11 protein-coding genes are annotated in these 12,136 nt (G+C 66.4%); 4 read left to right on the top strand and 7 right to left on the bottom strand.

Annotation, left to right across the window (positions count from 1 at the left end):
• The first annotated feature begins 5 nt into the window (after nucleotides 1-5).
• Nucleotides 6-1,259 (top strand): MFS transporter, encoded by a 1,254-nt coding sequence (locus ABRP28_RS12845; protein ID WP_350005694.1) that lies wholly within the window; start codon nucleotides 6-8, stop codon nucleotides 1,257-1,259.
• Between the two features lie 143 nt (nucleotides 1,260-1,402).
• Nucleotides 1,403-2,140, top strand: coding sequence for a hypothetical protein (locus ABRP28_RS12840; RefSeq protein WP_350005696.1), 738 nt, complete (start codon nucleotides 1,403-1,405; stop codon nucleotides 2,138-2,140).
• 14 nt (nucleotides 2,141-2,154) lie between these two features.
• Here the strand turns inward: ABRP28_RS12840 and ABRP28_RS12835 are convergent, their stop codons facing one another.
• Nucleotides 2,155-2,673 carry a GNAT family N-acetyltransferase gene (locus ABRP28_RS12835; protein ID WP_350005698.1) on the bottom strand — a complete coding sequence of 173 codons (519 nt, stop codon included), beginning with the start codon at nucleotides 2,671-2,673 and terminating at the stop codon, nucleotides 2,155-2,157.
• Nucleotides 2,674-2,721: 48 nt separating this feature from the next.
• Nucleotides 2,722-3,477, bottom strand: a complete 756-nt coding sequence (locus tag ABRP28_RS12830) for a phosphotransferase (RefSeq protein WP_350005700.1) — start codon at nucleotides 3,475-3,477, stop codon at nucleotides 2,722-2,724.
• Nucleotides 3,478-3,628: 151 nt separating this feature from the next.
• Between ABRP28_RS12830 and ABRP28_RS12825 the strand changes: the two genes are divergently transcribed.
• Nucleotides 3,629-4,720 (top strand): SDR family oxidoreductase, encoded by a 1,092-nt coding sequence (locus ABRP28_RS12825; RefSeq protein WP_350005702.1) that lies wholly within the window; start codon nucleotides 3,629-3,631, stop codon nucleotides 4,718-4,720.
• 92 nt (nucleotides 4,721-4,812) lie between these two features.
• On the opposite strand, the gene katG is transcribed toward ABRP28_RS12825, so the two are convergent.
• The 4 genes from katG to ABRP28_RS12805 all read right to left on the bottom strand — a co-directional run bounded on the left by katG (nucleotide 4,813) and on the right by ABRP28_RS12805 (nucleotide 8,700).
• Nucleotides 4,813-7,107 carry a catalase/peroxidase HPI gene (gene katG / locus ABRP28_RS12820; RefSeq protein ID WP_350005704.1) on the bottom strand — a complete coding sequence of 765 codons (2,295 nt, stop codon included), beginning with the start codon at nucleotides 7,105-7,107 and terminating at the stop codon, nucleotides 4,813-4,815.
• Between the two features lie 166 nt (nucleotides 7,108-7,273).
• The gene (locus tag ABRP28_RS12815; RefSeq protein ID WP_350005706.1) at nucleotides 7,274-7,594 is read right to left on the bottom strand and encodes an SMR family transporter; all 321 of its coding nucleotides are present in this window, start codon (nucleotides 7,592-7,594) and stop codon (nucleotides 7,274-7,276) included.
• On the bottom strand, nucleotides 7,591-7,947 hold the full coding sequence (locus ABRP28_RS12810; protein WP_350005708.1) for an SMR family transporter: 357 nt from the start codon (nucleotides 7,945-7,947) through the stop codon (nucleotides 7,591-7,593). Before ABRP28_RS12810 ends, ABRP28_RS12815 begins: the two co-directional genes overlap by 4 nt.
• 114 nt (nucleotides 7,948-8,061) lie before the next feature.
• Complete coding sequence (locus ABRP28_RS12805) at nucleotides 8,062-8,700, bottom strand: isochorismatase family protein (protein ID WP_350005710.1); 639 nt, start codon at nucleotides 8,698-8,700, stop codon at nucleotides 8,062-8,064.
• A gap of 134 nt (nucleotides 8,701-8,834) precedes the next feature.
• On the opposite strand from ABRP28_RS12805, the gene ABRP28_RS12800 reads away from it, so the two are divergent.
• Nucleotides 8,835-9,788 carry a helix-turn-helix domain-containing protein gene (locus tag ABRP28_RS12800; protein ID WP_350005712.1) on the top strand — a complete coding sequence of 318 codons (954 nt, stop codon included), beginning with the start codon at nucleotides 8,835-8,837 and terminating at the stop codon, nucleotides 9,786-9,788.
• Nucleotides 9,789-9,812: 24 nt separating this feature from the next.
• Here the strand turns inward: ABRP28_RS12800 and ABRP28_RS12795 are convergent, their stop codons facing one another.
• Entirely contained in the window at nucleotides 9,813-12,134 is a 2,322-nt protein-coding gene (locus tag ABRP28_RS12795; protein WP_350005714.1) for a beta-L-arabinofuranosidase domain-containing protein, read from the bottom strand.
• Nucleotides 12,135-12,136 lie beyond the last annotated feature (2 nt).

Here is a 12,136-nt window from a genome sequence, read left to right as displayed (position 1 = left end):
ACACCATGACTGAAGCCGCACGTCCCGCCAATCCCGTACCGCCCACGGAAACCTCCCATCCCGGCAAGGGCCTGAACCTGGCGCTGGCCACCAGCGCATCGGTGATGGCCTTCTGGGCGTGGAACATCGTGGCGCCCCTCGGCGCCCGCTATACGCAGGAGATGGGGCTGGACTCCACCGCCACCGCCGTCCTGGTGGCCATGCCCATCTTCGTGGGATCGCTGGGCCGGATCGTCGTCGGAGCCATGACGGACCGGTTCGGTGGGCGGGTGATGTTCACGTTCGTGCTGCTCGGCAGCGTGCCTCCTGTCTTGCTGGTGGCCCTCGGCGGCGCGCTCGGTTCCTACGCGGTGGTGCTGGGCGCGGGCCTCCTGCTGGGCATCGCAGGCACCGTTTTCGCCGTCGGAATTCCCTTTGTGTCTGCCTGGTACGAGCCGTCCCGCCGCGGCTTTGCCACCGGCGTGTTCGGCGCCGGGATGGGCGGCACCGCGCTGGCGGCTTTCCTGACCCCGCGCCTGGTCACCTGGATCGGCTACTTGTCCACGCACCTGCTGATTGCCGGGCTCCTGGTGGTGATGGGGGCCGTAATCTGGTTCAACCTGAAGGAGTCGCCGGACTGGCACCGGAACACCGCGCCGGTGATTCCCAAGCTGAAGGACGCGGCCGGGCTCGCCGTCACCTGGAAACTGTGCTTCCTCTACGCGATTGTCTTCGGCGGGTTCGTCTCCTTTGCCACCTACCTGCCCACGTACCTCCGGGACATCTACCAGTTCGATCCGACCGCGGCCGGCACCCGCACGGCCGGGTTCGCTCTGGCGGCGGTGCTGTTCAGGCCTGTCGGGGGAGTGCTGGCGGACCGGATCGGGTCCAAGCCGGTGGTCCTCTCGTCCCTGGCGGGCATCGCGGTGCTGGCGTTTGTTGTGAACCTGCGGCCCGACGGCGAGATCCCGGCCGGCCTGACCTTTGTGGCGATGGCTGCCGCGCTCGGTTTGGGTACCGGCGGCGTGTTCGCGTGGGTGGGCCGGCTCTCGCCGCAGGGGAAGGTGGGCAGCATCAGCGGCATTGTCAGCGCGGCCGGCGGGATGGGCGGCTACTTCCCGCCGCTGGTCATGGGGGCCACGTACAACGCCGAGGACAACAGCTACTTCATCGGCCTGATGCTGCTGGTGGTTACGGCCACGGCCGCCTTCGTGTTCACGCTGGTTGCGATCCGCTCGCCCAAGCAGCCCGCACCGCAAAGTGCGTTGAGGGGGACGTAGACGTCCGACGGCGGGCGCCGGGGTCTTGAGATGGCTTTCGTTATGGGCTGCAACGGTTTGGCTCCAATCGGTTGACTAATGGATTCCGGCAGGCGCATCGGCGCCACAATTGAGGGATCACAACGGCTTCCGAGGAGGCGGACATGCGGCGGTCAGCGTGGCCCGGCGCGGCACTACTTCTTTCACTTTCGCTGCTCACCGCGTGCGGCGGGCCGGCCGCGGAGCCGCAAGGGACGCCGTCGGGCGCTTTCGCCTCAGCGACGGCAAGCACGACGAAAACAGCCGGTGCATCAGCGACGCCCAACCCGACAACCAGCGCCCCGGCGTCGGCCTCCTGGACCACGTACACGACGGCGGCGGGCGACTTGTCCTTCGACCTCCCGTCGTCCTGGAACATCAAGGATCCGGCTGGGGAGTTGGCGGAAGGCGGCGGAGCGTTTGCCGAGGTGACCAGCGAGGATGGGCGGCTGCTTGCGACGCTCCGCACCAACATGGCCACCGGTTCCACGTGCACGGAGAAGTACCCCTACTCCGTGTTGGAGTCGCAGGACCTGCCGCAGCTGGCCCAGTACGGCACCGTGCCCCGATACACGTTCGAGACCCGCGGCAACGACGCCGCTGCCGGTCCGCCGGACACCCCGGCGGCGGCCTACGGCATCACCACCGCGCCGCTGCCCGAAGGTGACTCGGCCTGCTACATGTTCCACTTCTTCAACTGGCCGCCCAACGCCGCCACGTTCGGGGCGTTCTACAACCCGGAGCTGAACCTGACGCCGGGCGACCCGTCGCTGCCGTACCTGGAGAAGGCGAAGCTGTACGCGGGGACGCCGGAGTATGCGGACATCAAGCGGATGATCACGTCGCTGCGGTCGGCGGGGTAGGCGATAGGTCTTCGTTAGGCGTTATCGATCCAGTAGCGGCGTTTGCCGTTGCGGCTGTCCTCATAGAGGCCGCCATTCTTTTCGATGGTGCCCCGGGAGGCGAAGTTGTCCTCATCGCAGGTCAGGAGCACCCGGCGGATTCCCAGTTCCCTGGCAATGGGCAGGGCGTCAGCCAGTGCCTGGGCAGCGTGGCCGCGGCGCCGGGCGGAGGGCCTGACGCTGTAGCCGATGTGGCCACCCTCGTTGAGGAGGAACTCGGTCAGTTCATGCCTGATGGCCAAAGACCCAAGGAACGTGTCATCTTCCACGATCCACAGGTAGGTGCAGGGCACGTGCTCCGGTTTCCGCGGGGTCTCCGGCAGTGCGTCCTTGACGAGCCAGTCGACAAAGCGGCTGAACCCCTGCGCATCCTTGAGCTCTTCCAGCTGCCAGCCCTCTGTGCCGGCGCCGTCCTGCCGGGCGCCGTCGAATTCCGCCGCTCCTTCCAGCCAGGAGGAGTGGTAACTTGCGTCGGGGGCGATGAGTCGGGCCATCAGACGAGCGTAGCCGAGGGCTTGCTGCATCCCTGTGATTCCGGCCGGTTATCGCCGGATGAGGGCCTGCTCCCACGCCGACTGGTGCTGCCGGACATACTGGGCCGCGCCGCGCCAGTGTTCGCCATGGCCGTTGATGTACATGTCCGCCCACGGCTGGAATCCGGTTCCGTGGGCAAACTCCAGGAGGTTGAGCATCGCTTCCGTCCGCCGGGCCATGGCCGCAGGCAACTGCGCGCGGAGAGTGTCATCGGCCTGGTAACCGTCAACGATGGCACCCAGTCTTGCGGCCGCTTCCGCCGCCGGCTGTCCGGCGACCAGCATGGCAAAGGACTGCGCTGCATAGGCAAGGTCCCACAGCCGGGTGCTGGGACCGGCACCGTCCCAATCGATGAAGACCCACCGATCACCCCTGACGAGGTTCCACGGCGCGAGGTCGTTATGGCACATCAGGTCTGGAGCCTCAGCAGGCAGGAGCATGTTCCAGCCGCCTGGATCAGGGATCACAAAAGCTTCGCTCGCGTCATGGATCTCGCGGATCATCCGCCCAACCCGCAGCAGATCGTCCTCGGTGAGCGGTAACTCCTCCAACGCCAGGACCCCGTCCACATACTCGAAAACATTCCGGCCGCCGTCGTCCCTTCCCAGGGGCCGGGGAACGTCGACGCCCGACGAGCGGAGCGCGGTGAGGTAGTCCTGCACCGCGGCGGAGTTCTCCAGCCAGGGTTTCCGTACGGTGTTGCCGATGCGCACAACCCTGCCGGACGCGTTGCCGCCTGTCAGTTCCTGCTCTTCCGGGACCATTCCAGCAGGCTAACGGGTGAAGCCCGGCAGCCAAAGGCTGAGCGGACGACGACGGGCCGCGGAATATCTCACTCGGCCGGCGGCTTGTCGCTAGAGGACTTGGCGCGCGACCGTGCGCGGACGTGTGCAGCAGGCGCGAAAAGGAGAAAGCATGACGATTGAGGCAGGAACAACAGCGGGCACCGGGCGTACAGCTCTTGTAGTGGGGGCGACCGGCATCGCTGGGTCCGCCCTCGTCGACACCCTGGCAGGTCAGGGGTGGACAGTGCTCGCCCTCTCCCGGAAGCCCGGGGAAGAAAGGCCCGGGGTCCGGTGGCTTTCAGCAGACCTGACCTCTGCTGCATCGCTGGCCGCCGTGCTCGGTCCGGAGAACCCCTCGCATGTCTTCTTCACGGCGTGGTCGCGGCGGGACACGGAGGAGGAGAACATCGCGGTCAATGCCGGCATGGTGCGGGACCTCCTCGCTGCGCTTCGCGGCAAGGACGTGGCCCACGTTGCACTGATGACCGGCCTCAAGCACTACCTCGGACCCTTCGAAGCGTATGCCGCCGGTGAAATGCCGGACACTCCCTTCCACGAGGAGGAACCGCGCCTTCCCGTGCGGAACTTCTACTACGCCCAGGAGGACGAACTCTGGGCCGCCGCGGCCAGGCAGGGGTTCACCTGGTCCGTGCACCGCGCGCACACGGTGATCGGGCACGCCGTCGGGAACGCCATGAACATGGGCCTCACGCTCGCCGCCCAGGCCACCCTGTGCCGCGAGAGCGGGGAGCCATTCGTCTTCCCGGGCTCCGAAACGCAGTGGAACGGACTGACAGACATGACGGACGCGGGCCTGCTCGCCGAGCACATGCTGTGGGCCTCCACCACACCCGCCGCCGCGAACGAAGCCTTCAACATCGTCAACGGCGACGTGTTCCGCTGGCGCTGGATGTGGCCGAAGCTCGCGGCCTACTTCGGTGTGGACTGGGAGGGGTACAAGGGAACGCCCCGCCCCCTCGAGCAGTCAATGGCGGGCCGGGAGGACCAGTGGCGGGACATCGCCGCGCGCCACAACCTCAGCGAACCCGACCTGAACCGCCTGGCATCCTGGTGGCACACGGACGGCGACCTGGGGCGCGGCATTGAGGTTGTGACGGACATGGGCAAGAGCCGGGACGCGGGATTCACCGGGTACCGGCGGACGCTCGACGCCTTTATTGCGCTCTTCGACCGTTACAAGGCCGAGAACCTGATTCCCTGAGCTGCTGTTGATGATGGGCAAACATCCGGGCCGGCTGCAAACGCAACCGGCCCGGACGCCTGAACCAATAAACGGTCTTCAGCTCACGTGCATCACTTGAGGTCGAAGCGGTCGAGTTCCATGACCTTCACCCAGGCCGCCACGAAGTCGTTGACGAACCTCTCCTTGCCGTCCCCGCTCGCGTAGACCTCGGACAGTGCCCGGAGCTGCGAGTTGGAGCCGAACACCAGGTCCACCGGGGTCGCGGTCCACTTCAGCTCACCGGTGGCGACGTCCGTGATCTCGTAAACGTTCTCCTCGTTCTCGGACGCCTTCCACTTGGTGCCGGGGGAGAGCAGGTTGACGAAGAAGTCGTTGGTCAGGACCCCCGGCTGGTTGGTGAGGACGCCGTGCTTGGAGCCGCCAACGTTGGTGCCAAGGGCGCGCATGCCACCCACCAGCGCCGTCATCTCCGGAGCGGAAAGGTCCAGCAGGTACGCCTTGTCCAGCAGGAGGGTCTCCGGCTGGAGCTTCTCGCCGGGGCGCACGTAGTTGCGGAATCCGTCAGCCCGCGGCTTCAGGTACTGGAACTGTTCGACGTCGGTCTGTTCCTGGGCGGCATCGGTGCGTCCTGGACGGAACGGCACGGTGACGGGGAAGCCGGCGTCGCCCGCTGCCTTCTCCACCGCCGCGCAGCCGCCGAGGACGATCAGGTCCGCCAGCGAGACCTTCTTGCCTCCCGCCTGGGACGAGTTGAACTCCTGCTGCACGCGCTCGATGGCCTGCAACGCCGTCGAAAGCTGCTCAGGTTCGTTGACCTCCCAGCCACGCTGCGGCTCCAGCCGGATCCGGGCACCGTTGGCGCCGCCCCGCCTGTCGGTCTTGCGGAAGGTGGAGGCGGCAGCCCATGCCGTCGTGGCCAGCTGGGAGACGGACAGGCCGGAGTCCAGGAGCCGGGCCTTCAGGGACGCGATGTCCTGCTCGCCGATCAGTTCATGGTCGACGACGGGAACGGGATCCTGCCACAGCTGGGCTTCCGGAACCCACGGCCCGAGCATGTGCGGGCCGACCGGGCCCATGTCGCGGTGCAGCAGTTTGTACCAGGCCTTGGCGAAGGCGAGCTGGAACTCGTCCGGGTTCTTCAGGAAGCGCTGCCCGATTTCTTCGTAGATAGGGTCGAAGCGCAGCGACAGGTCCGTGGTCAGCATGGTGGGCCGGTGCTTTTTGTTGGGATCGTGCGCGTCCGGGATGATCTCCGGGGCGTCCTTGGCCACCCACTGGTGGGCGCCGGCGGGGCTCTTGACCAGCTCCCACTCGTACTCGAACAGGATCTCCAGGAAGCGGTTGCTCCACTGGGTGGGCTTGTCGGTCCAGGTGACCTCGAGGCCGGAGGTGATCGTGTCCGCACCCTTGCCGCTGCCGTAGGTGCTGAGCCAGCCGAGGCCCTGCGCTTCAAGGTCGGCGCCTTCCGGCTCCGGGCCGACGTGCGCATCGGCGTCGCCCGCCCCGTGGGTCTTGCCGAAGGTGTGGCCGCCAGCGATCAGCGCAAACGTCTCTTCATCGTTCATGGCCATCCGCTTGAACGTCTCGCGGATGAACGCTGCCGCGAGCTTGGGATCCGGGTTGCCCATGGGTCCCTCGGGGTTGACGTAGATCAGCCCCATTTCCGTGGAACCGACCTCCTCGGACATCTGGCCTTCGCCGATATAGCGTTCGTCGCCCAGCCACGTGTCCTCAGGGCCCCAGAAGATCTCTTCGGGCTCCCACACATCCTCACGGCCGAAGGCGAAACCGAAGGTCTTGAAGCCCATGGACTCAAGCGCTACGTTGCCGGCGAGGACCAGCAGGTCTGCCCAGGAGAGCTTCTGGCCGTACTTCTGCTTGACCGGCCACAGCAGGCGCCGGGCCTTGTCCAGGTTGGCGTTGTCCGGCCAACTGTTGAGCGGCGCGAACCGCTGGCTGCCGTCCCCGGCGCCGCCACGCCCGTCGTGGACGCGGTAGGTGCCGGCGGCATGCCAGCTCAAGCGGATCATCAGGCCGCCATAGTGGCCGAAGTCCGCGGGCCACCAGTCCTGGGAGGTGGTGAGGACCTCGGTGATGTCCTGCTTCAGTGCCTCGACGTCGAGCTTCTGGAACTCGTCGCGGTAGCTGAAGTCCGGGCCGAGCGGATTGCCCTTGGGGTGGTTGGCGTGAAGCACCGAGAGGTCCAGCTGGTTGGGCCACCAGTCCGCCACAGTGCGTGGCCGGTGCCCCTTCGGCTCGGGTGAATCGATGGCCGGGTTTTCGCTCTCGCTGCCGTGCGAGGTCACGCTGCCGTGGTCCACCGGGCATCCGCCCCCGACCTTGGAGTCCAGGCCTTGGGCACTTCCGGGAGTGGGGATTGGAGGGTGTTCCGGGCGATCGGTCATGTGCTTCCTTCCATCGGTCCGAGGCCGTGGAGCGGACTCGGGCGGCCGGTTCAACCTTCCCATTTGAACATGGACGGAGCGCATGGGGGAGGGGCCGTCCGCGATGAGAGAACAGGCCCGATTTGCCACGGCGTCCGGCCGTGCCAGCCCACGGTGAGCGTCCTGCCTAGTGCGCCGCGCCCAGCTCGATCAGCAGGACACCGCCTATGATGAGGCCGAGCCCCAGCATCATGACCGGGGTGATTGTCTCCTTGAAGAAGACGCGGCTGGCCAGGGCTGTCAGTGCGACGCCGGCGGCGGCCCAGATCCCGTAGGCAACGCCGAGGTTCATGCCCTGTTCCAGGGTCAGCGTGAGGAGGGTGAAGGCAAGGAAGTATCCGACGGCGACAGGAACGTACCAGCGCCGCTTTCCGGTGGAGGCGACCCGCAGGAGCAGGGTGGCGGTCACCTCGGTGAGGATGGCTGCCGACAGCAGCAGCCACATCACGAGAGGACCATGTCTTCCGCGGGTTCATCTGCCCGCTCCTTGTGCGACCCGAGTTCCACGCAGAGGACTCCGCCGATCACCATGGCGACGCCGGCCATCATCACCGGCGTCAGGGCTTCGCCGAAAAGGACGGCGGCCAGCAGCACGGTGAGGGTCACACCCAGCGCAGCCCAGATGCCGTAGGCAACGCCGAGGCCAAGGCCCTTCCGGAGGACTCCTGCGAGGAAAGCGAAGGAAGCGGAATATCCGAGGACCACCAAAATGAAGAAGGCAGGATTATCAAGGGCCGCTTTCAGCGAGAGGGATGCTGTCACCTCGCTCAGGATCGCGCCGGCGAGAAGAAACCACTTCATGTGTTGAGTCCTTGTAATTCGTTGGGGCTTGTCCCCGTGGGTGCAACAGCGTGCGTGCTGCTGGTGTTCCCGGGCTTCCCGCCGGCGTGACCGGCGGGAAGCCCGGGCCGCCGGTCACGCCTGCGGGACCAGCTCCAAACCGGCGACGGCAGAACTGCCGAGGTCGCTCCCCGGCAGGGCCTGATCCGCAGCCAGGGCATTGGTCCAGGTGTCAGTATCCGCCACCGCTGCCCAGTTCGAGTTCAGCAGCGCGAGCAGGGTGGTGTGCACGGCCTTCGCGTCGGCGGAGCCTGCGGCGTTGGCGATGTTGATGGCGCCGGTGGCGTCGGAGAGGACTTCTGTGGTGAAGCCAAGGAACTCTGCCTCCACGGCCGAGGCGAGCACGCAGTTGTTGGTCATATAGCCCACCAGGGTGACCGTGTCGACGTCGTGCTTCCGCAGCCATTCGGCGAGGTCCGTGCCGGCGTAGACAGAGCCGTACTGCTTGACCAGCGACTTCCATTCACCGGTCTTGCGGCGTTCAATCTCGGGGTGCAGTTCGAATCCGGGCGTGCCGGGTGCAAACACGGGTGCGCCTTCGCCTGCAGAGTGCTGGATGACGGCAACCGGAATCCCGGCGGCGGTGGCCGCGTCAATTGCCCTGGCAATCGTGGGCAGCGACTCCTGGTGCGGCGGGTACTGGATTTCGAGCGGGCCACTGAAGTACTGCTGCTGCACGTCGATGAGGATGAGGGCGCGGCGGGGGGTGCTCATATTCGGGTTTCTCCCTGGTGGTTATTTTGGGGTGCCATGTGGCAACTGTTCCAGTTTTCCCGCTGTCGACGCGGGCCAACAGTGGCACGAAGGCAGATATACGATGGATTCGGGCCAAGCTGTTGGGAAGGGGCATGATGAAGATTGCGGTCTATGCGTTCGACGGGGCGACGATGTTCCACCTGGCCGTTCCACAGATGGTTTTTGACGAGGTTGCCCGCCAAGGCCTCGCCGGGTGGAAGACCGTTCTCTTTTCCGACCAGGCAGGCGAGGTAACCACCGCTGAGGGCTACCGGCTGGGCGAGGTGGAAGGGCCGGAAGCCGCGGAGGCGGCGGACGTGGTGGTGGTGCCTTCATGGTTCGACGACGGGCGGCTGCCGAGTGATTCGCTGCGGCAGGTGCTCCAAAGGGCGCATGGACGAAAGGTGCCCATCCTGGGCTTGTGCCTTGGTGCGATTCCCGTTGCCGACGCCGGCTTGCTCGCCGGGCGCCGGGCGGTCACGCACTGGCAGGCGTTTGATTCCCTGACGGCGCGGCATCCCGATATCGCCCTTGATCAGTCAGTGCTTTATATCGACCACGGCGACGTCTTGACCTCGGCCGGCACCGCCTCTGCCTTGGACGCCTGCCTGCACCTGGTCCGCGCCCGGCTCGGAGCGGAGGCGGCGAACCAGGTGGCACGCAGCCTGGTCATTGCACCGCACCGGGAGGGCGGGCAGGCGCAGTACATCGAGCGCCCGGTGCCTGAACGCGCCGCGGATGACCCGATCTCGCGCCTGCTTGAATGGGTCCTGGGCCGCCTGGGTGAACCGCTCACCGTCGACCTGCTGGCGACGCAGGCGCACCTGAGCCGCCGCACCTTTGTCCGCGCCTTCCGGGCCGCAACAGGAACGACGCCGGCCGCCTGGATCCGTGCCCGCCGCCTTGACGCAGCCCGGCGGCTGCTCGAAACCACGGACCTGTCCATCGAACAGGTGGCTACCGATTGCGGCTTCGGCAACGCCGTCACCCTCCGGCAGAACTTCGCCGCCGCCTTTTCGACGACGCCCACGGAGTACCGGCGGCGTTTTGATACGCGGGCTGGCTGACAGCATCTGCCTGTACCAGTGGCGCTAGGGTCCTTTTCGCAGTTCCACCGACAGCAAGTCCTCGGTGGTGGAGCCGGGCTCTGCGTGCACTGCGAACACGAGGGTGTGCGCGTCCTTGATCCGTGCTTCCGCCGGGATGGCGTACTCGGTTACTTCGCAGTCGTGGTCTGTTCCGGAGCGCAGTATCTTCGTCAGCGGTGAGCCGTTCAGGGCGAGCCGCTGGCGGCGTCCCGGACTTTGCCGGACCCTGACCCTGAGGACGGCTGCTACAGAGTTGGGATCCTTGAGGGTATAGGAGAACCAGCCTGTGGCGGTTCGCCAATGCAGCCCGTCCCGCCCTCCGGCCTTCGTGCCTTCGCCGGCGAAGAAGTGGTCAGCTTCCGGTTGCTGCTCGCCTGCCGTGACGGCATCGACGACGGCGTCCAGTTCCGCTGCGTCTGCGTCCATCGCGGCGAGTTCGGCAGTCCGCGCGGAGGGAACGGGGCCGGTTGGCCAGTAGACCGTATAGCGCTCGTCGTGGATCCCTGCGAACGGTTCAAGCCGGATCCGGATGGGCGAACCATCCTGGGTGGCGGCGAGTTCCGCGGAAAGCGCTTCGCGGTTGACTAGGACGACGGCGTCCGCCGGCTCTTGCGCGGAGATCACCGGGGTGGTTGCCAGGGCCAGTTGGCGGCCGCTGGCAACATGGCCCATGCGTTCGTCGGGTGCTTCGAAGTTTTCTATGCCTGCGTTCCCTTCCCTGGCGGCGAGGACCACGGGTCCGTAGAGGAATGACACCCAGGGCGAGCCGTCGGGAAGCGATTCGGCCCGGACTTCTGCGCGGAGCCGGACGGAAACCGTGGTGGTGCCCTCCCAGACGCGCTGGATGAGCACGGGATGGCCGTCGTCGGCAGTTCCAGTCTGTGGGGAGACGCCCGCGTCGCTCTGCGGCAGGCGGACTTCCACATCGGTGGCCCATGCGGGGCGCCGAAGCCGCAGGGCGAACTCTGTGGGTGTGTCCGCGGTGACGGTCAGTGTGGCGACGTCCGAGTGCGGGAAATCCGTCTCCAGTTGAACGTGTATCCCGCGCTCGGTCCAGTCCAGGGTGGATGGAATGTAAAGGTTGACCGCCAAAGTGTCGCCGCTGTGGCTGTAGATGAGTTCTCCGTAGGCCGCGTGGTTCTCCATTCCGGAGCCCACGCAGCACCACATTGATTCGTGGACTGTGGAGTACACGCGGTAGTGGGACGGCCGCATGGGCGTGAAGTACACAAAACCTCCCCGCTCGGGGTGCTGGGAGGAAAGGATGTGGTTGAAGGTGGCGCGCTCGTAGAACTCCACCGCTGCCGGATCACCCGTGCGCTCGAAGCGAAGCTTGGCGAGCTTCAGCATGTTGTACGTGTTGCAGGTTTCCGGGCCCTGGACGTCCAGGACCATGGGAGTGAAATTCCGCGACGGATGGAAATGCTCCCGGACGCTGTTGCCGCCGATCGACACGGTCCGTTGCCTGGTGACGACGTCCCAGAAGAAGTCTGATGCCTCGAAGTAGCGCGCGTCGCCGGTAGCTTGGGCAAACCGTTCGTAACCCACAACTTTGGGAATCTGCGTGTTGGCGTGGAGGCCGTCCAGCCGGTCGTCACCCGCAGCCAGCGGGTCGAGGAGTGCCCGGTGCGAGAAACGGCGGGCCTCGCGCAGGTAGTCTTCCCGGCCGGTCAGCCGGGCAAGGGACGTCCAGGTGTCGTTCATGCCGCCGAACTCCGTGCTGAGTACCTCCTCGAAGGATTCGTCGTCCAGGTGGCGCGAGACCGTGAGCCACCAGTCCGCCAGCCGGGTGAGTACGGTCAGGGCTTTTTCGGAACGGGCATGGTTGTAGGCGTCCAGGAGGCCGGCAAAGGTCTTGTGCAGGTTGTAGAGCGGGACCCATCGGCCGTTGAGCGTAAAGAGATCAGCGTCGATGTTCCCGGCCGCCAGCTCTTCGCCGAGCCGGCGTCCACCGGGAACGCCGCCAAGGTAGCCGTTTCCGGCTGCAGCCTGGCATCGCCCCAGGACCTCCACAACGTACTGCACCCGTTCCAGCAACCGGAGGTCGCCTGTGGCGGCGAAGAGCCGGGCGCACGCCGTCAGGTAGTGCCCGCCAATGTGTCCGCCCATGCCGTCGGATTCCCAGCCGCCGTAGGGTGCCGCCTCCGTCCCAAGTCCCGCTTCTTTCAGGTACGGCGCGCAGAGACGGTCGGCGTCGAGTTCGAGGACATACCGGACGTCCACGTCCTGCGCGGTCTTGAAGCGGCCGGGCAGCAGCCGGATCCGGTCCAGAGGAAAGGACGACGGCGGCAGTTGCGTGATTGCCAGGGGACTGGTGAGGTGCATGG

Source organism: Pseudarthrobacter sp. WHRI 8279 (assembly GCF_040224115.2).
Taxonomy (GTDB): domain Bacteria; phylum Actinomycetota; class Actinomycetes; order Actinomycetales; family Micrococcaceae; genus Arthrobacter.
The sequence above is the reverse complement of the archived record's forward strand: the minus strand, read 5'-3'. Positions and strand labels throughout refer to the sequence as shown.

Coding starts and splice junctions, on each gene's coding strand:
- ABRP28_RS12825 (WP_350005702.1), top strand. CDS start 3,629: ATGACGATTGAGGCAGGAACAACAGCGGGCACCGGGCGTACAGCTCTT.
- ABRP28_RS12795 (WP_350005714.1), bottom strand. CDS start 12,134: ATGCACCTCACCAGTCCCCTGGCAATCACGCAACTGCCGCCGTCGTCC.
- ABRP28_RS12835 (WP_350005698.1), bottom strand. CDS start 2,673: ATGGCCCGACTCATCGCCCCCGACGCAAGTTACCACTCCTCCTGGCTG.
- ABRP28_RS12840 (WP_350005696.1), top strand. CDS start 1,403: ATGCGGCGGTCAGCGTGGCCCGGCGCGGCACTACTTCTTTCACTTTCG.
- ABRP28_RS12810 (WP_350005708.1), bottom strand. CDS start 7,947: ATGAAGTGGTTTCTTCTCGCCGGCGCGATCCTGAGCGAGGTGACAGCA.
- ABRP28_RS12845 (WP_350005694.1), top strand. CDS start 6: ATGACTGAAGCCGCACGTCCCGCCAATCCCGTACCGCCCACGGAAACC.
- ABRP28_RS12800 (WP_350005712.1), top strand. CDS start 8,835: ATGATGAAGATTGCGGTCTATGCGTTCGACGGGGCGACGATGTTCCAC.
- ABRP28_RS12805 (WP_350005710.1), bottom strand. CDS start 8,700: ATGAGCACCCCCCGCCGCGCCCTCATCCTCATCGACGTGCAGCAGCAG.
- katG (WP_350005704.1), bottom strand. CDS start 7,107: ATGACCGATCGCCCGGAACACCCTCCAATCCCCACTCCCGGAAGTGCC.
- ABRP28_RS12830 (WP_350005700.1), bottom strand. CDS start 3,477: ATGGTCCCGGAAGAGCAGGAACTGACAGGCGGCAACGCGTCCGGCAGG.